General features: G+C 68.4%; 26 protein-coding genes, 1 tRNA gene and 3 pseudogenes. 17 read left to right on the forward strand and 13 right to left on the reverse strand.

Annotation, left to right across the window (positions count from 1 at the left end; genetic code table 11):
* Positions 1 to 73: 73 nt before the first annotated feature.
* Both QF027_RS48215 and QF027_RS48220 read right to left on the reverse strand, forming a co-directional pair.
* Positions 74 to 727 carry an NAD(P)H-binding protein gene (locus QF027_RS48215; protein ID WP_307082005.1) on the reverse strand — a complete coding sequence of 218 codons (654 nt, stop codon included), beginning with the start codon at positions 725 to 727 and terminating at the stop codon, positions 74 to 76.
* Between the two features lie 47 nt (positions 728 to 774).
* Complete coding sequence (locus tag QF027_RS48220; RefSeq protein ID WP_307082007.1) at positions 775 to 1206, reverse strand: VOC family protein; 432 nt, start codon at positions 1204 to 1206, stop codon at positions 775 to 777.
* Positions 1207 to 1334: 128 nt separating this feature from the next.
* On the opposite strand from QF027_RS48220, the gene QF027_RS48225 reads away from it, so the two are divergent.
* Positions 1335 to 1997, forward strand: coding sequence for a GntR family transcriptional regulator (locus QF027_RS48225; protein WP_307082009.1), 663 nt, complete (start codon positions 1335 to 1337; stop codon positions 1995 to 1997).
* A 183-nt stretch (positions 1998 to 2180) separates the two neighbouring features.
* Here the strand turns inward: QF027_RS48225 and QF027_RS48230 are convergent, their stop codons facing one another.
* On the reverse strand, positions 2181 to 2642 hold the full coding sequence (locus QF027_RS48230; protein WP_307082011.1) for a TSCPD domain-containing protein: 462 nt from the start codon (positions 2640 to 2642) through the stop codon (positions 2181 to 2183).
* A 295-nt stretch (positions 2643 to 2937) separates the two neighbouring features.
* Between QF027_RS48230 and QF027_RS48235 the strand changes: the two genes are divergently transcribed.
* The 5 genes from QF027_RS48235 (at position 2938) to QF027_RS48255 (ending at position 6868) form a co-directional block, all read left to right on the forward strand.
* On the forward strand, positions 2938 to 3105 hold the full coding sequence (locus QF027_RS48235; protein ID WP_307082013.1) for a hypothetical protein: 168 nt from the start codon (positions 2938 to 2940) through the stop codon (positions 3103 to 3105).
* An 89-nt stretch (positions 3106 to 3194) separates the two neighbouring features.
* Positions 3195 to 4112, forward strand: coding sequence for an alpha/beta hydrolase (locus QF027_RS48240; protein WP_307082015.1), 918 nt, complete (start codon positions 3195 to 3197; stop codon positions 4110 to 4112).
* A gap of 201 nt (positions 4113 to 4313) precedes the next feature.
* Positions 4314 to 5567: an IS256 family transposase gene (locus QF027_RS48245; protein WP_307082017.1), complete on the forward strand. Its 1254-nt coding sequence runs from the start codon at positions 4314 to 4316 to the stop codon at positions 5565 to 5567.
* Entirely contained in the window at positions 5564 to 5977 is a 414-nt protein-coding gene (locus tag QF027_RS48250; protein ID WP_307082019.1) for a VOC family protein, read from the forward strand. Before QF027_RS48245 ends, QF027_RS48250 begins: the two co-directional genes overlap by 4 nt.
* 210 nt (positions 5978 to 6187) lie before the next feature.
* Entirely contained in the window at positions 6188 to 6868 is a 681-nt protein-coding gene (locus QF027_RS48255; RefSeq protein ID WP_306972451.1) for a GNAT family N-acetyltransferase, read from the forward strand.
* Between the two features lie 167 nt (positions 6869 to 7035).
* Here the strand turns inward: QF027_RS48255 and QF027_RS48260 are convergent, their stop codons facing one another.
* The 4 genes from QF027_RS48260 to QF027_RS48275 form a co-directional block, all read right to left on the reverse strand.
* Positions 7036 to 7395, reverse strand: a complete 360-nt coding sequence (locus QF027_RS48260) for a hypothetical protein (RefSeq protein WP_306972450.1) — start codon at positions 7393 to 7395, stop codon at positions 7036 to 7038.
* Positions 7396 to 7754: 359 nt separating this feature from the next.
* Positions 7755 to 8453: a hypothetical protein gene (locus tag QF027_RS48265; protein ID WP_306972449.1), complete on the reverse strand. Its 699-nt coding sequence runs from the start codon at positions 8451 to 8453 to the stop codon at positions 7755 to 7757.
* Entirely contained in the window at positions 8446 to 9051 is a 606-nt protein-coding gene (locus tag QF027_RS48270) for an RNA polymerase sigma factor (protein WP_306972448.1), read from the reverse strand. Before QF027_RS48270 ends, QF027_RS48265 begins: the two co-directional genes overlap by 8 nt.
* Before the next feature lie 245 nt (positions 9052 to 9296).
* Positions 9297 to 9503: a hypothetical protein gene (locus tag QF027_RS48275; RefSeq protein WP_306972447.1), complete on the reverse strand. Its 207-nt coding sequence runs from the start codon at positions 9501 to 9503 to the stop codon at positions 9297 to 9299.
* A 427-nt stretch (positions 9504 to 9930) separates the two neighbouring features.
* Between QF027_RS48275 and QF027_RS48280 the strand changes: the two genes are divergently transcribed.
* The 5 genes and pseudogenes from QF027_RS48280 (at position 9931) to QF027_RS48295 (ending at position 12132) form a co-directional block, all read left to right on the forward strand.
* The gene (locus QF027_RS48280; protein ID WP_306972446.1) at positions 9931 to 10089 is read left to right on the forward strand and encodes a hypothetical protein; all 159 of its coding nucleotides are present in this window, start codon (positions 9931 to 9933) and stop codon (positions 10087 to 10089) included.
* Between the two features lie 630 nt (positions 10090 to 10719).
* Positions 10720 to 10917, forward strand: a complete 198-nt coding sequence (locus QF027_RS48285) for a YlcI/YnfO family protein (RefSeq protein ID WP_306972445.1) — start codon at positions 10720 to 10722, stop codon at positions 10915 to 10917.
* A complete protein-coding gene (locus QF027_RS48290) occupies positions 10914 to 11210 on the forward strand; it encodes a hypothetical protein (protein ID WP_306972444.1) in 297 nt (98 codons plus the stop codon). The genes QF027_RS48285 and QF027_RS48290 overlap by 4 nt, the downstream gene beginning before the upstream one ends.
* 135 nt (positions 11211 to 11345) lie before the next feature.
* Positions 11346 to 11529: pseudogene (locus QF027_RS49930) on the forward strand (hypothetical protein); the annotation flags it as partial.
* Between the two features lie 42 nt (positions 11530 to 11571).
* Positions 11572 to 12132, forward strand: a complete 561-nt coding sequence (locus QF027_RS48295) for a GNAT family N-acetyltransferase (protein WP_307082021.1) — start codon at positions 11572 to 11574, stop codon at positions 12130 to 12132.
* Positions 12133 to 12512: 380 nt separating this feature from the next.
* Here the strand turns inward: QF027_RS48295 and QF027_RS48300 are convergent, their stop codons facing one another.
* The 3 genes from QF027_RS48300 to QF027_RS48310 form a co-directional block, all read right to left on the reverse strand.
* Positions 12513 to 12896, reverse strand: a complete 384-nt coding sequence (locus QF027_RS48300) for a hypothetical protein (protein ID WP_306972442.1) — start codon at positions 12894 to 12896, stop codon at positions 12513 to 12515.
* Positions 12897 to 12912: 16 nt separating this feature from the next.
* Positions 12913 to 13302, reverse strand: a complete 390-nt coding sequence (locus QF027_RS48305; RefSeq protein ID WP_307082023.1) for a nuclear transport factor 2 family protein — start codon at positions 13300 to 13302, stop codon at positions 12913 to 12915.
* Between the two features lie 69 nt (positions 13303 to 13371).
* Positions 13372 to 13911, reverse strand: coding sequence for a hypothetical protein (locus QF027_RS48310; protein ID WP_307082025.1), 540 nt, complete (start codon positions 13909 to 13911; stop codon positions 13372 to 13374).
* Between the two features lie 133 nt (positions 13912 to 14044).
* Here QF027_RS48310 and QF027_RS48315 point away from each other — a divergent pair.
* From QF027_RS48315 to QF027_RS48325, 3 genes are all read left to right on the forward strand, one after another.
* A tRNA-Gln gene (locus tag QF027_RS48315) sits at positions 14045 to 14116 on the forward strand.
* A 3-nt stretch (positions 14117 to 14119) separates the two neighbouring features.
* Positions 14120 to 16420: a hypothetical protein gene (locus tag QF027_RS48320; RefSeq protein WP_307082026.1), complete on the forward strand. Its 2301-nt coding sequence runs from the start codon at positions 14120 to 14122 to the stop codon at positions 16418 to 16420.
* A 720-nt stretch (positions 16421 to 17140) separates the two neighbouring features.
* Complete coding sequence (locus QF027_RS48325) at positions 17141 to 17857, forward strand: hypothetical protein (protein ID WP_307082028.1); 717 nt, start codon at positions 17141 to 17143, stop codon at positions 17855 to 17857.
* A 123-nt stretch (positions 17858 to 17980) separates the two neighbouring features.
* Here the strand turns inward: QF027_RS48325 and tpg are convergent.
* A pseudogene (gene tpg / locus QF027_RS48330) lies at positions 17981 to 18253 on the reverse strand (telomere-protecting terminal protein Tpg); the annotation flags it as partial.
* Between the two features lie 37 nt (positions 18254 to 18290).
* Here tpg and QF027_RS48335 point away from each other — a divergent pair.
* From QF027_RS48335 to QF027_RS48345, 3 genes and pseudogenes are all read left to right on the forward strand, one after another.
* Positions 18291 to 18515: pseudogene (locus tag QF027_RS48335) on the forward strand (IS3-like element ISMyma3 family transposase); the annotation flags it as partial.
* A 552-nt stretch (positions 18516 to 19067) separates the two neighbouring features.
* A complete protein-coding gene (locus QF027_RS48340) occupies positions 19068 to 20042 on the forward strand; it encodes an alpha/beta hydrolase (RefSeq protein ID WP_307082031.1) in 975 nt (324 codons plus the stop codon).
* Between the two features lie 443 nt (positions 20043 to 20485).
* Positions 20486 to 20851 carry a response regulator gene (locus tag QF027_RS48345; protein ID WP_306972436.1) on the forward strand — a complete coding sequence of 122 codons (366 nt, stop codon included), beginning with the start codon at positions 20486 to 20488 and terminating at the stop codon, positions 20849 to 20851.
* Positions 20852 to 20873: 22 nt separating this feature from the next.
* On the opposite strand, the gene QF027_RS48350 is transcribed toward QF027_RS48345, so the two are convergent.
* Both QF027_RS48350 and QF027_RS48355 read right to left on the reverse strand, forming a co-directional pair.
* Entirely contained in the window at positions 20874 to 21512 is a 639-nt protein-coding gene (locus QF027_RS48350) for a response regulator transcription factor (RefSeq protein ID WP_306972435.1), read from the reverse strand.
* An 89-nt stretch (positions 21513 to 21601) separates the two neighbouring features.
* The gene (locus QF027_RS48355; protein WP_307082034.1) at positions 21602 to 24280 is read right to left on the reverse strand and encodes a helix-turn-helix transcriptional regulator; all 2679 of its coding nucleotides are present in this window, start codon (positions 24278 to 24280) and stop codon (positions 21602 to 21604) included.
* Positions 24281 to 24915 lie beyond the last annotated feature (635 nt).

Here is a 24915-nt window from a genome sequence, read left to right on the forward strand (position 1 = left end):
TGTAGGAATCGATGGCGGTCATGAGGTTTCTCTTTGCTTGCTGGTGGCAGTTACCGCCGGCTGGGGTGGGAGATCAGGCGGCTGTGAGGCGGGTGACGGCGTCCGCGACGGGGGTGTCACCGGAGGTGAGTTCGACGATCACGCGGCTGAGGGCCGGCGCGTGCAGGGCGGCGTCGAGGAACGCGGCGACGTCGTCGCGGTGCACGTCGCCGTACTCGACTGCGGGACCGGCGGTGACACCGCCGGTGCCGGGGGTGTCCAGAAGGGTTCCGGGACGGACGATCAACCAGTCCAGGCCGGTACGGGTCAAATAGACGTCGGCAGTTTTCTTGACCTTGATGTAGTGCTCGAAGCCCTCACTGCGTTCCCCGTCGCGCAGGGCGTCGGGGAACACCGAGACGAGGACGAACCGCGACACCTCGGCGAGTGCGGCCGCGTCGGCGGCCTTTTGAAGGCCGCGGCCGTCGATGAGGGTCGTCTTGTCCTGACCGGTGCCGTGTGCGCCGGCCGAGAAGACCACGGCGTCATGGCCACGCATCTTCTTGGCCAGGTCGTCGACCGAGTCGGCGATGAGATCACCGATTACGGGAGTTCCGCCGGCCGCCTGTACGGTCTCGCCCTGAGCGGGCCCGCGGTGCATGCCGGTCACGACGTCACCGCGTTGGGTGAGGAGTGGGGTGAGGCGGCGGCCGACTCCTCCGGCGGCGCCGATCTGGAACACCTTCATGAGCTCGTCCCGTCTTTCGCGTGTGGGGGTGGGGTGCCGGCCGCCGGTCAGGCGGCGAACACCTGGGCGTCGTCGGCGAACGCCTTGAACTCCAGTGCGTTGCCGGCCGGGTCGAGGAGGAACATCGTCCACTGCTCGCCCTTCTGGCCTGCGAAGCGCACGTAGGGCTCGATGACGAACTCGGTGCCCGCCGCCCGCAGTCGCTCGGCAAGCTGCTGGAAGGCCGGGACCGTCAGGACCAGACCGAAGTGCGGCACGGGTACGTCGTGGCCGTCGACCGGGTTGTGTATGCGCTGCGCGCGCCCCGGTGCGAGGTGCGTGACGAACTGGTGGCCGTGCAGATTCCAGTCCACCCACGTGTCCGCGCTGCGGCCCTGCTCCAGGCCCAGGACGTCGCCGTAGAAGCGGCGCGCGGCAGCCAGGTCGTCGACCGGCACGGCCAGGTGGAAGCGGGGGATCGGGGAGTCGAGAACGGTCATGGCACTGCCTTCCTGCGGGGGAGCGGAGCGGCCCGTGGGCGATCCTGCTCGGCTTGTCCTAATGTTGACATCACGACAACGTCTGAATGTTAACATTAGGTCATTGGTGGAGGAGGTGTAATTCGGGCATGAGTGATCAGGGCAAGGTGGCCCCGGCTCGCCGCCGGGGTCTGGCCGACGAGGCTGCGGACCGTATCCGCGAGGCCATCTTCAACGGGGCCTACGCCCCGGGCGAGCAGCTGCGCGAGGTGGAGCTGTCCGGCGAGATGGATGTCAGCCGCGGCCCGGTGCGCGAGGCGCTGCGACTGCTGGAGCGCGAGGGCCTGGTGCACTGTGCGTGGCACCGGGGCACGACGGTGACGACGCTGTCCACCGAGGACGTGGCTGAGCTCGACAGCCTGCGCGGTGCGCTGGAGGACCTCGCCGTACGGCAGGTGATCGCCCACGCCTCGGACGAGGACCTCGCGTCCATCGCGAAGACGGCCGACATGATGGAGCGGGCCGGCGATGCGCACGAGATGGTGCGCCTGGACATCGCCTTCCACGACGCGGTGTTCGCCGCCGCAGGGCACCAGCGCCTCGCCGACGCCTGGGACGGCATACGCTGCCAGGTCCACCTGTTCCTGCTGACCCGGATCGGCCGCAGCACCGCCGGCTACCTCGACTGCATCCCGCGCGAGCACCACGGACTCGTCACCGCACTGCGCGCCCGGGACACCAATACCGCCCTCGACCTCTTCGCAGCACACCGGCGCCACGCCGTCGACGTGGTCGCCGGAACCACTGCCTGAGTGTCGGCAAACGAATGAGGACAGGCACTCAGGCGTTGCCCCACGCCTCGAAGAATCGCTTGCGGTCGTCCTCCGTCTCGTGCAGCCGACGCCCGGCGAGCAGAACATGCCAGGCAGTGGTCTCGGCATCAGGTGGGGCGCGGCACCCCTCGCGTCCCACCTCAGGGTGATGCGTCCCGGGCTTCAGCTACGGCGTGGTCGGGCTACGACGGGGGCGGACATGGACAGGCCGACCAGGTCGGTCCATACGGCGTCCCCGACTCCATCGATGGCTTCCTTGGTGGCTCGCTCCTCGGTGGTGAGGACGTTGAGTTCCACCCGGACGTCGTATGGCAGATAGTCGAGGGCCAGGCGCCGGCCGACGTAGTCCATGACGGAGCTGGCCTGTTTCACCTCTGGGTCGTTGGTGAGGCCTGCGGGTTCGAAGCGCAGGCCGACGTAGTCGGCGACAAAAGTCTTGAGCGGGACTCCATGCCGAAGGCCCTGGGTGATGGTCGTGGAGAAGGCATCCATCATTCCCGCGAGGGTGGAGCCCTGCTTGGCCATGCGGATCAGCACTTCGGCGGGGGCCCCGTCCTCATTGCGGGCTACGGTCAGGTACCCCTTGCCCTCGCCGACGGTGAACGATCGGGTCGTCGACTTCATCCGTCGCGGACGGTGCGACCGGGCCGGACCGGCCGCGTCCTCGGCGCTGTACGTCCGCGTAGTCCTGTCACCGAACCGTTCGGCCACGGAGTGATCCCCATCTGTAGTCGCGAATCTGGGCAGACTGTGCCTCAATACACAAACTGTGGGCATCAGCTCGAAGATGACCACAACATGTTGTGGTTACCGTAGAGGTGGGAGAGATGCGCTGCCAAACGCGGCACGCCGAGAGAGCCATCCTGAACCGAAGTCCGCAACGGCCCAGCCCTATCAGGGGGTTGGGTAGGTTCGGGCCATGGATTCCGTGTCTTCCTCCTCCATCTGCGTCGTGATCTGGATGCCTTTCGGGCCCCGCCTCGGCATCGATCTGTCCGCGCCGGTCGAGCATGGCGGCGACTGGACGCTGCACGATCTGGCAAAGCACTTGGGCACCACCGCATCCGGACCGTCCGAAGATGGGTAGGCGAACGTGCGGCATTTCCTGGGTGCGCGGATCCGGCGCCGGGGGTCATCGATAGCGTGGAGTTGAGACCCGAGTAATGAGGAGGGCGTGTGCGATTCGCGCTGGACGCACTGTTCGCTGATGTGCCCGCGGAGCAGGTCGATGAAGCTCGGGAGTTCTACAAGTCGAGGGCGGCCGGCCGTGGTCCCAGCACGCTGGGCGAGCTCAAGGAGGCACGAGCGACGAGGCCTGCTCCTCGTGTCGCCGATCCGCCTGCCATCGAGGAGACGATCGAAGCCGCGGAAGCGCGCGTCCCGGTCAGGATTTTCACGCCTATCGACGGTCCGCCGCGGGGCGTCTACCTGGATATACACGGCGGCGGCTTCTACATGGACTCCGCAGCGCGAGGAGACGAACGCAACCGAGAGCTCGCAGACGCCCTGCAGCTCGCTGTTGTCAGCGTCGACTATCGGCTGGCACCTGAACACCCCTGGCCAGCGGCACCCAACGACTGTGAAGCAGCGGCCCTTTGGCTCGTCGAAGAAGCCAATGCCCGCTTCGGAACGTCCCGTCTTGCGATCGGCGGGAACTCCGCGGGAGCCACACTCGCCCTGGTGACCCTGCTCAGGCTGAGAGACAGAGGTGCCGTTGACCGATTCACCGGCGCTGCACTCCGATTCGGCACCTACGACCTGAGCGCACAAACCCCGGCCGGGCGCCGCATCGCGGATGAATACTTCATCCAGGCGTACGCCAGCCATGTGGAAGACCGCACTGTTCCCGACATCTCTCCCATCTACGGCGTCCTTGACGGGCTTCCCCCAACGCTTCTGATCGTCGGAAGCGCAGACGTGCTGCTGGAGGACAACCTGGCGCTGGCAGGTCGGTTGTCGGCGGCCGGCAATGACGTCGAGCTGCGGGTCTACCCCGAGTCACCCCACGGCTTCACCAACCACCCCACGACAATGGCCAGCACGGCGCTCAGCGGCATCAACTCCTGGCTGCGCGACCGGCTTACGCAATCGTAGGGACTGACCGCGGTTGATCATCGTGAGTTGTGTGGAATAACGAAGAGACGGTAGCCGCAGGTCACAGCATAGATCCCGCCCATTGGCAGGATGCGTTCGCGGCCCTGATGGGCCGGATAGCGGAGGGCGTACCTTCCCGATGATCCCGTGATGGTCATCGAGTAGGCCCGCGTTCGCAGCGCGGGTCGGGAAGGCACCCCCGTGCTCCCCGTAGCCAATCCCGCCGGCTCCACAACAGACGGCTCCCTGCTGGACGAGATCGTCCGCAAGGGCGCGAGGCGGATGCCGGCCGCGGCACTGGAGGCCGAAGTCAACTCCTACATCGCCGAGCTGTCCCACGAGAAGGACGAGATGGGGCGGCGCCTGGTGGTCCGCAACGGCTACCACCAGCCCCGGAAGGTCACCACCGCCACCGGCGTGATCGAGGTCAAGGCCCCGCGGGTGAACGACAAGCGGGTCGACGAGCCCACCGGCGAGCGCAAGCGGTTCTCCTCGGCGATCCTGCCGCTCTGGTGCCGCAAGTCCCCGAAGATTGCCGGGGTCCTGCCACTGCTCTACCTGCACGGCTTGTCCTCGGGCGACTTCGTGCACGCGATGGAACCGTTTCTTGGCAGCTCCGCCGGGCTGTCCCCGGCCACGGGGACCCGGCTGACCGCGCAGTGGCAGGCCGACCACGCCGCGTTCCAGGAGAGCGACCTGTCCGCCACCGACTACGTCTACGTGTGGGTGGACGGCATACACCTGCGCATCCGCCTGGACGAGGCCAAGGCCGCCGTCCTCGTCATCATCGGAATCCGCGCGGACGGCACCAAGGAGCTGGTCACCATGGCCGACTGCTACCGGGAATCCGCGGCGTCCTGGGCCGCGCTGCTGCGGGACTGCGCGCGCCGGGGCATGCGCGCCCCTGTGCTCGCGGTCGGCGACGGCGCGCTCGGGTTCTGGAAGGCCCTGCGCGAGGTCTTCCCCGACACCCGCGAGCAGAGGTGCTGGGTTCACAAAACGGCCAACGTCCTGGACGCCATGCCGAAGTCGGCCCAGCCGGCGGCCCAAAGGGCGATCCAGGACATCTACAACGCCGAGGACCGCGAGCACGCCGAGCAGGCGATCAAGACCTTCACCAAGCTCTACGGCGCGAAGTTCCCCAAGGCCGTCAAGAAGATCACCGACGACCACGACGTGCTGCTGGAGTTCTCCGGCTTCCCGGCCGAGCACTGGATCCACCTGCGGACCACCCACCCCATCGAGTCGCCCTTCGCCACCGTGAGGCTCCGCACCAAGGTCACCCGGGGCGCCGGATCCCGCACCGCCGCGCTCGCGATGGTGTTCAAGCTCGTCGAGTCGGCCCAGTCACGCCGGCGGGCCGTCAACGGCGCCCACCTCGTCCCGCTCGTCCGCGCCGGAGCCCGCTTCGAGCGCGGCCAACTCGTCGAGCGCCCTGAGATGGTGGCCGCGTGAACCGGCCGACGCACGGGACACTCCACCACGTCGAGATCTGGGTGCCCGACCTCGATCGAGCCCTTGTCTCGCTGGGCTGGCTGCTGAAGACGCTGGGCTACACCGTCTCCCAGAGCTGGGACACCGGCCGGAGCTGGCTGCTCGGGCCGACCTACGTCGTTCTCGAGCAGTCCCCGGCCCTCACCGCCGACCGGCACGACCGCCGCCGACCCGGGCTCAACCACTTGGCCTTCCACGTCGAGGACGCCGCCGCCGTCGAGAAGCTGGTCATCGAGGCGGCCCAGCACGGGTGGAGCCTGATGTTTCCCGTGCTCCACCCGCACGCCGGCGGCGACCAGCACTACGCGGCCTACCTGGAGAACGACGACGGCTTCGAGATCGAGCTCGTCGCGATCAACTCACCCGAGTGATGGTGAGCTCAACTGATCCGCAGGTATTGACAATTGCTCTGAGTTCGGACACCACTTGTTGATCAACGAGCTTGGGAATGTCCATCAGAAGTGACACCACTTGAGTTTGTGCGTCGCCCACCGCGCCGGTGACTCACAGGTAGAACTTCGCGTCTGCCGCGAGCGTGGAAATCAGATGACCGCGGCTGCCCTCGTCTTCGACAATGACGCATGCTGATTGACCACTGGCCCCTGGTGGGACTGCATCTGAGTACCCCGCGCCTGGAGCTGCGATTGCCCAGCGAGGATGAGCTTGCCGAGTTGGGCGAGCTTGCGGCAGAAGGCATCCACGAGCCGGACCGCATGCCCTTCCTCGTGCCGTGGACCGACCTGCCTCCAGCGGACCGGGCGCGCTCGGTGGTGCAGCACCACTGGTTGCGCAGGGGGAACTGGGCACCGGAGAACTGGGCCCTGAATCTCGTTGTCTTTGAAAACGGCCGGGTCGTCGGCCTGCAGACGGTCGCTGCCCGGGACTTTGCCGTGCTGCGGCAGGTAAGTACTGCCTCCTGGCTCGGGGCACGGTTTCAGCGGCAAGGGATCGGTACCGAGATGCGTGCCGCAGTGCTGCACCTGGCCTTCGCCGGCCTGAACGCACTCGAGGCGATGTCGGGCGCCTTCGAGGACAACGCGTCCTCGTTCACCGTGTCCATGAAACACGGTTACGAACTCGACGGTGTCGAGCGGCATGTGGTGCGTGGCCAGCCTGCAATTATGCGGCGGTTGAGGCTGACGCGAACCCGCTGGGAGATGCACCAGCATGTCCGGGTCTCGATCGTCGGGCTGTCGCCCTGTCTGCCGATGTTCGGCCTTTCGGACGACAGCCGCGCGGACCTCCAGGAGGCGGCTTCGTAACCGGCTGCATGACTGCCGATGGCTTTGTTCACGAGTTGCGGGTTCTGGCACAGATCTTGGGGAGCCGTCGCGGATCGTCACCCCGATGTTCGATCGTGAGGGCTGGGTCGGGTGATGCTGCGGCCGTCATCTCAAGTGATCTTGAACCGTTGAGGCCCGGTCGTCGCTCATGGCGGTGTAGACGGTAACGATCGAGGCGACAGCTTCAACTTCGGCCGGTCCAACGATCCGCAGCCACGCGAGCTCGCAAAGTCCGTGGCGAAGATCGCGCCGATCCGCACTTCCGGGCCGGTGTTGCCCAGTGGGTCCACGGCTGCTGTGAAGCGTTGGGTGATCTGTCCGTGGCGGCTGACATCCAGCTGCCGCCAGGTGAAGAACGTACCGGCCAGCAGGGCTACGCCCGCCAGACCCTGCAACAGCGTGGTGCGGATGTCGTTGACCGCCTTCGCCCGGTCCGCGGCGGGTGTCGAGGGAGCGTCCCAGCTCAGTAGGTACCGGGGTGCCACCACGGCGGCGAAGGCGACCAACACCACGCTGCCGCAAACTGCGGCGAGGCCCGTCGCCCATGACCAGCCAGCGCGGCCAGGCGGGGTATCTCCTCGCGCACGGGCTGTCCGGGAAGGACCTTCTGTCCTCTGGACGACCTGGCCATTCCCCCCACCGCTTCCTGCCAACGCGCGTCCCAACGGTGGATGGATGCTTCTCAGCAGCCGTCTTCAAACGCCCGTACACGGCCTCGTCCAGAGGGGGGTCGACTGAGAAACAGGTACTCGCCGTGTCGCGGAGGAGTTCGTGCAGATCCCCTGACGGGCCGCTTGTTCGGGTCGCGGACATCCCGCAGCCCCTTCGCTCACTGTCGTGTCCCGGGCATGGCGCCGTCTGGGGGTCAGGGCCGGGCAAGGCAGTCACCCCAGAGTGCGGCCAGCCGTGCCGGGATCTCGTGGATGGCGGCGCAGCCACGGGGATCGCGTGGGAACCCGTCACTGTCCACAAAGGTCCATGTGCTGCCCGTGGCCTTGTCCTTGGTGAAGTACTTCTCCGCGCCCCCCTCGTCCTGGAGCTGGACCAGCTCGTTTTCGGTGGCGTCGGCCGTCGGTGTGAAGGCGGTTCCCGCGTAGAGGACGCCGTCGCACTCGCCGTAGTAAAAGGTGCCCCTGACCGGGGCGATGTGCACCAGCTCCGGCTGCGATCGCTGGTACGCCTGGGTGACCGCGTCCTTGATCTCTTGTGGCACCACCAAGGAACGGCACGGTGGTGAAGGGGTCGACGGGGGGGTGGCCGCTGGGTTGTCCGGCGCCGCGCTGGGGGTCTTCGGAGTCACGGTCGGCTCGTCCGTGGACGTGGCCGGCGTGGTCGGGCTCACGACCGCCTCGGGCGCAGCGGCCTGGCGGGAATGGCCGGTGACGGCGAAGGCACCGCCGCCCACCGCAGCCACCAGGGCGACGGCCAGTGCGGCGGTGGCCATCCGGTGACGGCGCCGCAGCTCGTCGCCGCGAGAGCGGACCACTGCGGCAGGCCGGGCGCTGGTTTGCGCGGCGAGTTCCTGAGACCCTGCCTGGAGGATGGCCTCGAAGTCCTCAGTCATGGTGGTGCACCTCCTGGTCGGCGGGGCCGAGGACGTCGGTCGCGACAGCGGGAACGATGCCGGGTGCCGAGATAGCCGGCCGCAGACCGGGCGGGCGGGCGGCACCGCCCGGGCTGTCGCCCGCGATGTCGGACAGATGGAGCGCCATCGATTGGCGCCCGCGCGACAGCCGGGCCTTGACCGTTCCCGGCGCGACTTCGGTTTCCCGTGCGGTCTCCTCGACGGACAACCCGACCAGGTGATGCAGCACGATCGCCCGCCGTTGCTCGTAGGGGATGCGCCGCAACGCCGCGACGATGGCTACATAGTCAGGGCTGACAGCAGGAACCTTGTCGGGTACGCCGTGTCGGCGGTGGGCCGTGATCCGGTTGACCGCCTTGCGCCAGACGCTCACCCGGATACGGCAGGCCACCGAACGCACCCAGGCCTCCGGGTCCGCGTAGCCCGATACTTTCTCCCAGTTCTGCCAGGCCCGGGCGAAGGCCTCCTGCACCAGGTCCTCGGCCTCGGGGATACTGCCGGTCATCGCGTACATCTGGCTGGTCAGCCGACGCACATGGCCGGAGTAGAAATCGTCGAAGTCGCGTGCATCGCGCATTGCCCCCTCCACATCACTGATTCGAGGGGTTGTGCCCTCACCAACTCGTCACGCCCGAGGACCGTGGCAGGTTGCACGGCCGCAGCAGTACGGCGACTTCGCAAGCGGTGTCGCCGCGGCGCTGGCGACCATCCTCATCAGTGACTCCACTCGGTAGGTCAGTTCTGACTCCACCGAGGAGAGATACGGCCAGCCGATCCCTTGGGATCGCGATCACCCGGTGGGGTCCAGGACCTGGCTGGAGGTCAGCCGATTCCGGTGACCTGGAGTGCGGTGGTCCAGTTGTATTTGATGGCGCTGCGGGTGGCGGAGAGCGTGATGGTGCCGTTGCAGACGGCGTTCTTCAGTTTGGTCTCGGTGCCGTCCTTGGTAGAGGCGGTCTTGGTGCCGTAGTGCGGTTCGGGCCACAGGTTGCCGGGGTCGTGGGGTGCACCGCCGAGTTCCAGCGGCACGAGGTGGTCCCCTCGTAGTCCGACATGGTGGTGCCGGTGTACCCGTAGTCGATGATGCCCTGTGCCTTGAGGGGGTTGGTGTAGGAGGTGGGGGCTGGACGGTGCCGGTCCAGCCGGACACGCAGATGGTGCTGGCGATGGTCGACTGGGTGACGTCGGGGTTGCACGAGCCGGGCGTACAGGACGAGTCGGGCAGTGGCAGGTAGGACTGGGAACAGGCGAGCGGATTTCCAGACTGGCGAGATTCCCCCCGGCTTCGCGTTCACCGAGAGCGGCGGGCTCATCCACTACAGGTACGGCATCGTCCTGGCCGTCCCGGCAGCCAACCAGGCCGACTGATCGGGTGGCATGTGGATCAGCTTCGCCTCCGCCTGGGCAGATGCACGGATCAAGGTGAACTGGCACGACGGCTCCAACTAGCGCCGCCGTGGACCTGGACGTCACGCAGGCAGGCGGCCGGGTCCACCACGGCGCGAAGCTCCCGACGAGTACGCAGAAGATCGCCATCGGCCGCGTCAAGAAGAGCGCGAGCGACACCGAGGACGACATCCCCGTCAGCCGGCTGCTCCACGTCGCAGAGGCGTGACCCAGCTACCCCTCCTGTATCCGCCGATGCCTGGTCCGGCCCAGCAGGCCGGACCAGGCATCGGCGTGGTGACCGTGGCGGGCCGGCTCTACCTGGCCGCTGCGGTCTGTGGCGGGCGCCCGCGGCGCCGTCACTGGCGGGCGTCACCTGGCGCGAGCAGGCTGGTCACCTCGGCGATGGCATCTGGGCGTGATCAACCACCACTACTCAAACTTCACTGACGCTGGTCAACCTTCCTTGTCACAAGACATTCGAATTCTCGTTCGATAGCGTGGGATGTGGGAGGTGGGAGGTGGGCTTTTCTACTCGCGGGTGACCGCCATTTGCGGATCCGCTTCGCTTTGCGTTCACGTCGCCGCTCACCGAAGGCGGTTAGCGAGATAGAACAGTGCCCCGAAGATCAATCCAGTGCAGACCGGATGCTTTGACGCCCATCTTCGTGTGTGTACGCGCGGGTTTGAGATCATCCCGTTTCCATCCGTCCTTCAGAAGTTGGGCCATCGGTGTGTGTACCTGCCGTGACCGCCGCGCCACCATGTGCGGATACCCCTGATACCGCTACGGCTCCCGGCTCCGGCCGCTTGATGCTACTGGTTTACGCCACCGTGAAATGGTGGCTAGTCTGAGGTCATGTCTGTCACCACAATGACCCTGCGGATCCCCGATGAGCTGGCTCCCTCGATCAAGGCGGCTGCCCTGGAGGCCGGCCTGAGCGTGAACCAGTACGTTGTGCGCGCTGCTCGCCGTGCCGCCACTCTCGACGCCGCGCACCAGCTTGCCGCGCTGGGTCTCGGCGACGACTTGGCGGGCGAGGGAGACACTCTGTGAGACGAGGAGAGATCTGGACCCTCGGCGACGGGCGCAAGGTCCTGATCGTCTCCCTGACCGGCTTGGAAGAGGCCTACGGTGCGGTGGTCGGGATCGTGCTGCATCCCTCCGGCCGCTATCCCGACACGGCCATGTCGGTCGTGATCGGAGACCCGATCCCGTGCACCGCGGTCGCCGTCAACCTTCAGCAGCTGCGGGTGACCCGCTTCGACGGCGCGAAGCTCCTCGGTGAGGTCGACCCTGCCGCGATGGCCCGCGTCGACCAGGCGTTGCGCGCCGCCCTGGACCTGTAATCGCCCCCTACCAGAGAACCGGTGCTGCGACGCCGTAGTGCTGGACACTGCGGGTGCAGCCGCCCCGGGGCCTTTGCCGGGGGAGGTGGAGCGGGACGAGGGCCGCTGGGGCAGGAGGTCTACCACGGGTCCTGCCAACTCGCCCGCATCATCGAGGTGGTGGACAACAAGCACCGCACCCTCTCCGTCTTCGCCACCTGCATCGAGTCCTCGGCCCCACACCGCACGGACTTCTCCGGCCTCTCCCAGTACAGGCCTCGCGGCCCTCTACGGCGCGTCCGGTGTGACCGCGGACGTACCGCCCCAACCGGCCGGATAAACGGATGGTCGGAGGCGCACGTGACGCGGCAGGATGCTCCGCATGACCTTGCCCACCCCCGAGCTGCACACCGCTCGCCTGCGACTGCGGCCGTTCACCGACGCCGACGCGACGTCGCTATACACACTGCACAGCAGCGCCAACGTGCTGCGCTACTGGGACTCCCCGCCGTGGACCGAACCGGCCCGCGCCCAGCGCTTCATCGCGACCTGCCGGACGATCGAGGAGGAAGGCACGGGAGCGCGGGTGGCCGTCGACCGCGTCTCCGACGGCGCGTTTATCGGCTGGTGCGGCCTGACCAGCTGGAACCCGGACTTCCGCAGCGCTTCCCTGGGCTACGTCTTCGACGCCGCCGCGTGGGGCCACGGCTACGCAACGGAGACCGCGTACGCCGTCCTGCGGTGGGCGTTCGACACCCTGGACCTGAACCGCGTCCAGGCTGAGACCGACACCCGCAATGTGGCGTCCGCCCGGGTCCTGGAGAAGCTCGGGTTCGTCCGCGAAGGCACCCTCCGCGAGGACTGCGTCGTCAACGGCGACGTCTCCGACTCCTGGGTCTTCGGCCTCCTCCGCCGCGAGTGGCACCCGACGGCCGACCGCTAGGACCGAGACCGGCCCGCCTTTCGGTCCGCAACCCCACCGAGGTCACCGGCCTCATGGCTGCCCCTTGTCGGGGCCGGTGCCACGACGTATCGCCGGGTCAGTGTCCTGCCGGCAGTCACTCGCTTCGTGCTGTCGGGCCGTCCTGCCTGATCAGGGGAGCAATGTCTCAGCCGCAGCGTTTCGATTCACAGGACGAATACCCCTTCCCGTGCCCGTATGTGGCCAGGCCCGTCGTCATGCAGGACCCGCGTGTCGCCACCCTGTTCCTGATGGTCGGGCTCCCTGGAGAGAGTGAGAATGCCTTCATCGTGCCGTCCTGGGCCTCTGTCGGCGCGGAGGCGTCCATGGAGGGCGCGGCAGACGCTCATCCAGCCGGTCGGCTACGGAGTTTCCTTGCGGAAGAGAGCCAGCAGGGTCCGGGCCGGCAGGGCGCCCGGGTCGAAGAACTGCGTGGCCAGAGCGGGCGGCACCGCCGTTCCCTGCATGCGGACCTCGTGGCAGGTGAAGCAGAACGCCGCCTCGAACAGCGCCAGATCGAGAGAGTCGTCGTATGCCCGGACGCTCCAGCCCGGCGAGAAGCCGCAGCGGTGCTGTTCACTGCCGGGCAGGCTCTCGATCAAGGCCAGGGCGGCGTCGGCCTCGCTCCCGGCCCAGTGAGCAACCGCCGTGCCGGGGTACGGGACGTCCCGCCGGGCGGGAAGGGCGGAGATCCGTACGACCTCGATCAGCACGGTGGCGGTAACGGCTTCGGCGGGCAGCTGCATGAGCGCAGTCTGCCCGTCAGGTCCGGAGGCCGGGAGGCACAGTCGTCGCCTCGTGGTAGTACATCCGCCACCCCACGGCCCCGTCACCCTTGCGCCAGATCGAACTGTGCCTGGTCCTGCGCTCGCGGAGGACGGTCTGGAACGTCAGATGGACCAACCCCGGGGCCAGCAGCACGCCCGAGACGTCCGAAGGCTCGAACCGGCGGCCGGCAGGCGAACTACCCGTATCGTCGGGCAGTTCGGCGAGCATGGTCTCGTACGTCCACCGGCGCCCGGATCCACCGACCTCCACGAACTGCGGGTCGAGGAAACGCCCGGCAAGCTCCCGCGAGGCGCGGACACGTGGATCCATGAGCCGCAATTCACCCGCGATCACCTGATCCACATCGTCTGTCGCACTGTCCATGGACGTATCTCACCGAGCTCACCGGGACCGTCGCAAGCCGACCGCAGCCGCTTGCCCGGAGATCGCGTCCTAGGTGACGGGAAGGGAGCGGCGGTACGTGCGCTCGCGCCATTGCTTCGCCTCTGGATCCCAGGTGAAGGCGACATGGTGGCCGTCCTCACGTACCGTCGCCGCGATCCAGTAGCCGTCGTGGTCCCAGCGGATCGTCGCCGCCGTGCCGGGGCGCCGATCGGACCTGCCGAGCGGTGCCTCCGCGGCGCACAGCTCAGGAAGCTGAGCGAGGGCCTCCGGTTCGACGGTCACCTTCATCTCGACCAGCCACCCGTCCTCGGTCCGCAGGTGGATGAGATCCACGACGTCGGACGGCTCGTCGAGACTCGCTCGCGCCTGCCGACGGATGAACCGGTGCATGATGTCGCGCGTCCCGGAACCCATCCCTTTGGCCAGAGCGTTCCCGAAGTAGGTGGAGATCGCCTGCAGGAACGGCGTTGCCGTCATCGTCGCCACGACGAGCAGGACGTCCGGCAACTCGGCGGCGGGTGATGCGCCGTAACCGCCGGGGCGGTCCTCGGGAAGTTCTGGTGGCCCGTAGGTGAGTTCGCTGCTCATGATCCCCTGCTCGGTCGCCGGCACGTGTCCCTCGTCGAGCACCCAGGGTATTCAGGGCCGTCCCGGCTGCCTCGCCCGATGGACCGAAATCCGGTTGAGCCCTGCCCGTCCCCGCGCTAATTTCGGAGCTCATCGGCGTGTAGCTCAGCAGGAGAGCACCGGGCTCTGGACCCGGAGGGCGCAGGGGCAGAACCTGCCACGTCGGCTTATGAACGACAACGCTGAGCAGCAGCCTCTCACCGCGACGCCCTCGTATGCCGCAGGCCGGCTGGCCAAGGCGTTCATGACCGCGCTAACCCATGAGGACCCCGACACCCGGCGCCGCGCCGAGGTGCGCGGGCAGCGCTGGCGGGAGGTCCTCGCAGGGATGGCCGCGGGCCGGCTCACGATCGGTTCGCGGACCCCGGTCGCGGGGCTCCCGGCCTGGGTCACCCCCGAGGTGCTGCGCGGCGGCTTCGCCACCGGGACCGCGAGCGCGGCCGGCCCGCTCCAGCCGTACGAGACCGAGACGGCCCGGAGTTTCGGGGTGCCCGCAGAGCGCCGTGCGATCTTCGCCCACTGCCTCACCGAGCCCGGACTCACGTGGTTGTGGGCACTGTTGGACGGCGGCCGCTACCGGATCGACGTGCCCGAGGAGGCGGCACTGCTCACCATGGCCTGGCTGGTGCGGCACGGGGAGACGGACGCGGCGCTGGACCTCCTGGCGGAACTGGAACCGTTCGCCGACCGGCTGCGCTTCCTGCCCCGTGCGACGGACCGCCCCGCCCCGGAAACCGGCACGGCCGTCCACCGGCGCACCGTCCTGGACGCGGTCGTCACCCTGGAGCGACGACGACCGAACACGGCCGTCGAGACCCAGCGAGAAGCACTCACCGTCTGGCAGCCGTTCGGAGATGACCTCCTCGCACACTGGTTGCGGACGGCCGAGGAAGGCCGGGTCCTGGCACACGCCCCGGACCCCGATTGGCTGGCGCAGGCCGAGGTCCTGCTCGGCCGCTACCGGTTGCTCGCCGCGGAGCACACGCTCTGCACCAAGCACCGCAACCCCAAGGAGAACCTGGGCATTCTGCGAGGTGCGCTGGAGGAGGTCGTCGCCGGACGGCTGCTGGACGCGCGTCGGCTCGGCCTGTTGCGGCACGCGGTGCAGTCCATGGTGCGGCGGCGCGGCCTGCCCGGCTCGCCCGGCCATACGGCCCTCCGCCGCAGCCAGGCCGCGCAGGCGGAGCTGCCCTCCCACCACGCCCTGGCCCAGCTCGTGCTGCGCCGACTCGCCGCCCTTCCCCAGCAGGCGGGCATCCCGGATGTGGATCCGCTGCTTCGCCCGGTGAACGAGGAGGAGAGCCGGGCGGCAGGGCTGCCCGTCGGGGCCGTCCTGCCGCCCGCCATCGGTCAAGTGGTCGTGTCCGCACTGAGCGCTCCGCTCGGCACCCTCGTGGAACGGGGTGTCGTCCCCTCCGCCGAGGTTCTGGCCGAGCTGGTACCGCAGTTGGTCGCCGCTGCCACCGCGCGGGCGTACGGCGACGAAACGCTGCGGGCGTTGATGGCCGCCCACTACCGGGCGTTCCGCAACCGCCGCTCCCTGCTGCTGCTCAACCTGGAGCGGCAGGTGCGTATCGAGGAGCTGCCTTGGGTGCGGGCGGTGTCCGGCCGGCGGTCCGCGGTATCGGGCACGTCGGACGGCGAAGGCGCACTTACCGTGCTGCGACAGCTGGGCGAACTGGCCGTGCAGGCGTTTCCGGGCACCATCCTGCCCAACCCGCTGGTCCGCGAGCTCAGCGTGCTGGAACGGCAGTGCGCCCTGGGCGTTCCGTTCGTGGAGGAGCTGGCCGCCGACATCTTCATGGGAGAGTTCAGCCGGAAGTTCCTGACGGCGGCGCGGATCGCCGGTGACCTGCTGGGCGGCACGCTGTACGAGCGGTACTACGGCATCGACTACGCGGAGATCCGCGATCTGGCGATCGCCGAAACCGGCACGGCCCCGGCCCGTTCACGTCGTGCCCCGACCTCTCCCGGGTTCGCGCGGCTGGCCACCGGGCGAGCCGGGACGACGCCGGGCTCCTGGTCGGTCGCCGCGAACGGCACGGTGATCGAGCAGGCGCAGATCCTCACCACGCACAACCTGGCCACGCTGGTCCACCGGGTGGGCATCGCTCCACGGCCCGGCTGGGCCGACCTGGCGCGCCGCTCATTCGTCACCGTGTGCCGGCTGACCGCTCGTGTCCACCACAACCCGCGCCCCTTGAGCACCATCAAGGATGCCGCGTACGCGTGGCGCCAGATGGTGTTCTTCCTGTCCCTGTGCCCGCCCGAGGAGCAGCGACGTTTCATCGTGGGCCTGGGCGCGGAGACGGCCCGGCACCCCAGCCACGTCGAGCCCCGTCTGGCCCCGGCCCTCGCGGGCCTGGCCCTGGTCGCCGAGGGCGGCACCTTCGGCGGTGACGGAACGGCGGACGCCTGCCGCAGCAGGCGTTTCCTGGGATGGAGCACCGACGGTCACTGGATGCGGTGACGCCTCCCGGGGGACGCCTGCGCGCTGTCCGACCGAGGCGCGGCCTTGATCGGGACGCTCGACCGCCTTGTCGGCGGGCCGTACGCGTACCGCGGCGAAGCGGGACCGTAACACCCCTCTCGATCCGTGCCGCCAGGTGAGAGGGGTGAACGCCTCGGATCCGAGGCCGGCGCCAAGAGCTGCCCCCGACGGCGCGGTCTGACGGTAGCGGGACTGGGGCCAGCAGCCGACCGGCACGTTGCGGGCCGGGGCCACGCACTTGGCCTCGAAGCGATGGGGGCTCGCCAACCCGTCGCTGCCGCTGGCCGTGATGTCGGATCTCGTACCCCAGCTGTCATGGCTCAGCTCGCCGGATGAAACGCTCAGCCCCGCCAACTCAACTGCTCACCCGCCAACTGAAGCGCTCCGTCACAACGTGTGCCGAAGCACGGTAGATGTCACCCGCAGCTCCTGCAGACGTGCGAGTTTGTGGCGATGAGGCACCGCAGGTGTCATCAGGTCGGCACGCTACTTGTCACCGTCAGCCAGGGAGGCACGGTTGCTGTCACCGCCTGCCGCTCAGGCTCGCCGACTGAGCGTCCAGTTGGCTCGCAGGAGCGTTGTAGATGGCCGGCAGGGCAGGTCCGAGCGGTTCGCTGTGCCCGCTAGGGCCCCATGGATCCCGAAGGCCCCCTCTAGCCTGGCCTCATGATGGATGCGGGGGATTTCCGGGTCGGTGACGTGCTGTCGGTCGTCTGTCCATTCACGCCGGCCAGAGTCGAGCAGGCTGTGACGTGGGACCACGTGTCGGTGCGATGGCCGTGGTGGGACATCGACGCCGACAGCGAGTTCGTGCACTGGAACGGGGTCGTCGCCCTGGGCGTGAACTGCGGTGGGCGCGTCGGGCCTGAAGTAAAGGCGGAGCTGTTTCGAACTGACCCGCCGCCCGAGCAACTGGAGCCGGGAAACGTCTGCCGGGTCGGAGTACCACCGACGGTGGTACACGTGACGGGCGTCGACCATCACGATCCGCCGATGGAGACGGGCTGGCTACCGCGCCCGCACCTCACCGTGGCTGTGCTGCGCCGCGGCCTGTCCTACCGCGAATTCACGGACGAGAGCCATCTCGACGGCAGGGGCTACACCCTTCACCCTGGTGACGGGATCCCCTTCGCTTTTGAGCTGTTGATGCGGCCGTACGCTGCTCTCCTGCCCGGCGATGAGGTCGCCGACGCAGCCAGGCGAGCCTGGCAATTCGTGGGGCCCTGGGACTGGATCGCCTTCGACGGAGCGCCGACCGGAGCGGGCCCTGAGTGGCCGCTCGTCCTATTGACCCGCGCAGGAACGCCGAGCTCCGGCGTAGACGCGGAGGCAGTGGCCGCAAGCACGGCGATCGGTTCCCACCAGGAGACCGTCCGGCAGTGGATGTCGCTTACCGACGCCTCGCCCACACCCTGACCGGACGAAATTTCCGTCTTTCCACGCGCGCTGCTGACCTCGGTGACAACAAGCCTGCCTTTGTGGCAACTATCGTGCTTCGGCTCAGATCCGTCGAGCTGCTGCCCGGATGCAGGTGGAGGTTCAGTAGTCGAGGTCGAGGTCGAGGTCGAGGTAGTCGATGTCGTTGAGGGTGACGTCGGAGAGTCCCAGAGCGCGGTTTCTGCTGTCTTGGAAGGAGATCTCTTTGAAGCCTTCGGCGATGATCTGGCGCATTTGCTGGTCGCTGGCGCCTGTGGTGCGGGCGTCGAAGAGGCGTTGTGCGTATTGCGGGGGGAGGTGGACGGTGAGGCGGCGGAAGCGTCCGTCGTCGGTGGTGCCGATGGGCGCGGTGTACCCGAACCGGGTGAACCGCTCCGGGCCTGGAGGCTCGATTCCCTGAGGGGATCGAGTCATGGCACGTCCGTCCCCCCATCCTGCTGAGCTTCGTGAGCGTGCAGTGCGCATGGTTGCGGAGATCCGCCCGAACTACCCGACCGGGTGGGCCGCGATGAAGGCGGTCGCAGCCAAGCTGGGCATCGGCGCCGCAGCGACGGTGCGGACGTGGGTCCGCAAGGCCGAAGTCGACGGTGGTCAGCGGCCCGGCGTCACCTCCGAGGAGGCCGCGGAGATCAAGCGTGGCGGCCCGGTACCGGCCAGGCGCAGGAGCCGGCGCCGGACATGACCCGCGCGACGAGTCCGGCGGGGGAGACGGACGAGGGCCGCCCCGTCGGGCAACCGCTGCTGGGTCATAAGGCCGTCTGCTGTGTCCGAACGTGCCGGTGCCGAGACGAAGGCATGGCCCGGGCACGGCCCCGCATCGCGCACGGCTGTTCCCCAGCACGGTCCAGTGCCTGCACACCCGCCCGTCACCCACCTCGGGCCGACGCGAACGGGCCGGACACCCTGCCTGCCGAGAACTGTGAGGCGGACAAGCCGGCAGACCGCGATGCCGGATGTGAACGCCGCCGGCATGGGCTGATCCACAACGGCGCTCTCGACGGCGCTGCCGCCCGGCAGCACACCGCGCGTTGCCGTGCACAGTGAGATCAGAGTCGGTGCGCAGATGCGCAAAGGCCGCTGTCTTCGCGGCCCTAGTGTGGCCGAGGAGGGCCCGGCGGATCCCCGGATCCGGGCGACGGGCCGTCCCGTTGGAGAGTACCGACACGCAACACGAGGTTCAGGAGTCCACATGTCGTCGTTCACGTACGAGCCGGTCCAGCCGGTCCTGGAGCCGGCTGCGGCCGCCTTCGCCGAGGCGACCGCCCATCCGCCCTACCTGTCCGACCTCGGCCCCGTCGAGGGCCGTAAGACGGTGGACGAGGTGCAGTCCGGCGAGATCGACAAGCCGGCCATCGATGAGGAGTGGATCACCGTCACGGGTGGCCCGACCGGTTCGGTGCGGGCCCGGATAGTCAAGCCCGCCGGGACCGCGGGCACCCTGCCAGTGATCCTCTACATCCACGGCGCCGGCTGGGTCTTCGGCAACGCCCACACCCACGACCGCCTGGTGCGCGAACTCGCCGTCGGCACCGGCGCGGCCGTCGTCTTCCCCGAGTACGACCTGTCCCCCGAGGCCCGCTACCCGGTGGCCATCGAGCAGAACTATGCCGTCGCCCAGTGGATCGTCACCGACGGCGCCACCAAGGACCTGGACGGCGCTCGTCTCGCCGTTGCCGGCGACTCCGTCGGCGGCAACATGAGCGCCGCCCTCACCCTGATGGCCAAGGAGCGCGGCGACGTCCCCCTGGTCCAGCAGGTCCTCTTCTACCCGGTGACCGACGCGAACTTCGACACGCCGTCCTACCACCAGTTCGCCGAGGGCTACTTCCTGCGCCGCGACGGCATGCAGTGGTTCTGGGACCAATACACGACCGACCCCGCCCAGCGCGCCGAGATCACCGCCTCGCCGCTGCGCGCCACCACCGAGCAGCTCACCGGTCTGCCCCCGGCGTTGGTCATCACCGGAGAGGCCGACGTCCTGCGCGACGAGGGAGAGGCGTACGCCAACAAGCTGCGGGAAGCCGGTGTGCCGGTCACGGCCGTCCGTTACCAGGCCATCATCCACGACTTCGTCATGCTCAACGCCCTGCGCGAGACCCATGCCGCCCAGGCCGCAATCACCCAGGCCACCACCGTCCTGCGCACCGCACTCGCCACCGGCTGACGTTGGCTCTGGTCCCTCGTCACACGTCGCACAGGCATGGTCTTCACCCCGGTCGCACCGTTCGTCCCGACCTCTCCGGCGGCTGGTAGTTGGCCCGGTGTCACCACGGAGACGCAGTTTCACGGCATCTCCGTGGTGGCACCGAACCTCTGCGCGCCCTCGCGTCCGGCGCGGGCCACATACAATGCCGTGACAGAGCATCGCCCTGGTGCAGGCGCGCGAACGGCACAGCGCCGTCGCCTTTTCCCGAAGTCCGGTCTCGCCGCTGAAGTATGTCGGTCGGCGTCGACCGGGCCGCCGTGCGTTCTGTCCAAAGACTTCCGCTCGCGCGAACACGGCTTCGGGGCCCATCGGCGGTGAACAAACAGCCCTGCACGAGTGGAATACGGACCGTAGGGTTTCCCCTATGGCCCGCACATGAAACCGGTGTGCATGCTGGAAGCATGTACATCAACATCGTCGTCGTGGACGACGACCCCGAGTTCCGCCGCATTGCCACGATGCTGCTGACGGCACGGGGACTGCGTGTAGTGGCGGAGTCCGGGGACGGCGCCGAGTGCCTGGCTGCGGTGCGGGCACACCGCCCCCATGGGCTGCTGCTCGACTTGCACCTGCCCGATCTGGATGGTCTGAGCGTGGCCCGTCAGGTAGCCGAGGAAGACGACCCACCACGGATCGTGCTCACCTCTACCGACGAGTCGTTCTGGTCGCAGAAGGAGCTGGAGTACGCGGGCATCGAGCGTTTCGTGGCCAAGGACAAACTGTTCGACGCCGATCTGCGGGCCTTGTTCGCCGCCACCCGGCCCTGACCGGGCTGTCCGTCGGCCGCCACTACTGTCCGAGATAGCGCAATACCGCCAGCACCCGGCGGTGCCGGCCGGACGTCGCCTGGCTGAGCCCGAGTTTCATGAAGATGCCCGTGATGTGCCGCTCCACGGCCGCGACGCTCACGAAGAGCTGCTCGGAGATGCCCGTGTTGGAGTGGCCCTCGGCCATCAACGCCAAGACCTGATGCTCCTTCGGCGTCAGACCGGCCAGCGGGTCCTCGGGACGTTTGCGCCCCAACAGCGCCGAGATGACGTCCGGGTCGAGTGCGGAGTCCCGGGCCACAACCCGTTGGACGGCGTCGATGAGGAGCTGTGGGCTGGCCACCTTCTCCTTGAGCAGGTATCCCACACCACTCGGATCGTCCCCGACCAGGTCAAGAGCGTAGGACGCGTCGAGAAACTGGGAAAGGACGATGACCGCGGTCTCCGGCCGCGCGGCACGGATCTTGCGCACTGCGTCCAGACCGTCCGCTTCCAGTGCCGGTGGCATGCGGATGTCGGTGATCACCACGTCGGGCAGGTGCTCGTCGGCGGCGCGCACGAGATCCACCGCGTTGTCGACGGCCTCGACCACGTCCACGCCCGCAGTGCGCAGAATGGCTGCGATGCCCACACGCACGATTGGCTGGTCTTCCCCGAGCACTGCCCGAAGTGGTTGGCTCATGACCGCATCCTAGCCTTCAGGTCCCTCACGCCTGCATGACGAGGTACTGATGGGCGAGGCTCCTGGTGTCACGCGGTGGCGGCCTCCGTGTCGACCTCGCGCGCGTACAGGCGGGCCAACTGAGCTCGGGAGTGCACGCCCAGCTTCTCGAAGGCATGCCTCAAGTGAGTGTTCACGGTGTGCGGGGAGACGAACAGTCGCTGTGCCGCCTCCCGGTTGGTGGCACCGTATGCGACCAACCGCACGACGCCCAGCTCCGATCTGGTCAATCCGCGCCACTCCGTGTCCGCGGGGGTGGAACACACAGGGCCTGCGACGGGTAGCGTCCGCGCGCCGAGCCCGCGCAGTTTGCTGCGGACCCGCCGCCTGTCACGCTCGGCCCCGCCGGCGTCGTACAACGAGAGTGCCTTCTCGTAGTGGGGAAGGGCGCCGCCAACCGCCGCGGTGTTGTCCCCGGCATCCTCCAGGGCACGAGCCTGTAGCAGAGGACGGACATCGCCGTGGCGTTCCGCCGCATCGAGCAGCAGTCCGGGATCGTTGGCGAAAAGGCCCCGCGCGTGAATGGCGGCGGCGGTGAAGAGCGGCAGGCCGGGGTTGTTCTGGGCCCGTTCCTCGGCGAATGCGACAGCTTCGGCAGCCACTTCTCGATGTCCGGCGGCGATCGCAGCAGCCACCAGCAGCATCACGTCCCCGGCGTCGAAGCACGTGGTGTACAGGAATCCGCGGCGCAGATGGGCGGCCGCGGCCCGGAGCTGGTCCTGTGTCAGCACCTGGTTGCGACATTCCGCAGTCAGGAGCGCGATCCACCCTCCAGCGCCCCGTAGTCGCGGATGGTCCTGTGCGAGGTAGGTGTCCGCCACGGCCGCGCACGACTCCAGTTCGGCATCGTCGCCGGTGTGGAGGGCGGTCCGGGCCCTGGTGCACGCCACGGCGGGTTCATAGGCCGCGGAGGCACCCGGTGGCCGCGGTCCGGACATCACCGCGGCCAGCTCGCGTGCCGCGTCGGCTGGTCTGCCCGCGTCCAGCAACAGACCGGCCCGCGCGGTCCGCCACAGGGGCAGGTATGTCAGCCGGCCGCTCCTCTCCGCGTCCGCCAGACCGCTCTCGATGAGCTCCGAGGCAGCCTGGCCGGCACCCGTCAAGGCCAGCAGCGCGGCACGCCAGGCGATGGACACGACCACTTCTGGCAGGGCGGAGCCGTCCGTCGAATTCAGTTCGGTGGCTTTCGCCGGCACGGCCTCACTGCACTTGAGAGCATCCGCCCATCGCTGGCGGCGGCCGGCGTGCATCGACCGCAAGGTGTGCTGAGTCATGTCACTGAGTGGGTGTGCGCTGGGAGTGTGTGCCAGGCCCCCTTCCGCCGCTCGAACCGTCTCCTCGGCCTCGCCGGCCAACAGGCGGCGCAACATGAGCGCCAACAGCAGTTGGTCCTTCACCGGCGGCGGCACGTCGTCGTGATGGAATGCCCGGCGCAGGTGGGCGTCAGTCTGGGGCACCGGGAACACATAGCCTTGGCGGACCAGTTCCAGGCACACCTGGGCGTGAGTGGCAGCGTCCGGCGGTGCCTGGAGCACGTCACAGGCGAGGGAGCGTGCCTCGTCGATCTCCCCGGTCTCCCGCAACAGCGGCACCAGTCGGGCGGCCAGTCGCATCCGCCGGGACGGCATGGTTCGGCTCAGGCTCATCGCGCGACGCAAATGTGCCGCGGCTGTGGTCGGTGCTGTGGGCGCCACTTCCCGGGCCGCGTCCTCCAGGACGCTCAGGGCGCGCTCGTCACCGGGCTCGGCGATCTCGGCCATCTCCGTCGCCAGGAATATCGGGGAGGTGCCGTCCGAAAGCCGCAGGTCGACTGAGCGGCGGCGCAAGGACAGCCGTACGGGTGAGGGCAGCGTGGCGGCGACGGCGTCGCGCACACGGGGATGCGTGAAGGCGAGGCTCTCCTGTTCCGCCCGCATGAGTCCAGCAGCCAATACCTCCCGCAGCGGCCGCAGGAGTGAGGTCTCGTCGCGGCCGAGGATTTGGCACAGATGCCTGACACCGACACCGGCGCCCAAGGCCGATGCCGTCAGCACGAGGTCCCTCGCGCTCGGTGTCAACTGCTCCATACGACGGGTGACGACGGCTTCCGTCACCATGTCGCGTCCGGTGCGGGGATCACCACTCAAGCCGTACTCGGCGGCGAGCAGGGAGCACAGGTGCACGACGGCGCCGGGCAGACCGCCGAGAAACGGCAGGTACGGTTCGGCTTCCCCGGCCCGTCGCCCCAGCAGGTTCCGGACGAGAAGCTGTACGTCTTCGGATTCCCAGGGGGACAGCTCAAGCCGGGCCGCTCGCTCCCCGATCAGATCGCGTCGCAGCGTCAAAGCGGCCGGTACGTCCAGATGGGACCGTGCGGCGAGCAGCCATAGCACCGGCAGGTCGAGGAGACGCGAGGTGAGTGTGCGTATGGTGAGCAGGGAATGACTGTCGCAGTGCTGTACATCGTCAAGGACAACGAGGAGCGGCCGGACTTGGGCGAATCCCCGCAGCCGGTCATCGATCCAGCGCATCGATCGGAGTGGGAATCCCGGGTCGTTGACGCCGGAGACGGACAGTGGCGCGAAGGCGTCCAGCAGCGGTGCCAGTGGCGACAGGCCATCACCGCCCCGCCCGTTCAGGATCAGTGCCCCGGCTGCACCCGCCTCCTCGGCCGCCAGTGTCAGCAAGTGGGACTTGCCGGAGTCCGCGGGGCCCTCCAGCCACAGCACTCCGCCCTCGCGCCGGTGTACGAGGCGCCGTATCGTCCTGAGGAGCTGCTGCGGAGGCGTTCCAAGCGGACGTGAGATCGTCCCGGGCCCTCGGTCGGCGGTGCCTGTCGTCGGTATGCCAGTCGCTCGGAACAAGACAGCCCCCATTGGTGATCCGTGGTTCGTGCGGCAGGGACGGCTCTCGCGCCGGGCCACGGGCCGCGAGCATCACAACCACCAGGCCGGTCCCGATCGGAACCGGCGGCTCTCTCGTGGCCTTCAGACGCGTCCTCCGCCCCCCGGACACAGGATGCGTAACGGCGGTGGTCGACGGCTGTAAAGGCCGCCAGAGACATGCAGGGAGGCGGCCCACAGGGCAGCTGTGGGGTAAACCCTACGGAAGTGACGGGAGTCCCGAGGCAGCGTGAGGGAAGACACGACAGACCTCACGTCGGCCTTGGCAGAGGCTTGGAGCCTGGGATCTGACCGGGACTCCGGTCCATACCCGGCACCCTCGGGCCCGCCGGCCTGAACGGGCCGACGGAATTTCCACTCGACGGGTACGCACCGTGGCGCGTCGCGCACGTGTGGCTGGCGAACAGGAACCGGACATGGCACGGGTGGATATATCCGGGACCGAGCGCCGAGGCTTTTGA

Origin of the sequence: Streptomyces canus, assembly GCF_030816965.1 — a bacterium.
Taxonomy (GTDB): Bacteria; Actinomycetota; Actinomycetes; order Streptomycetales; family Streptomycetaceae; genus Streptomyces; species Streptomyces canus_E.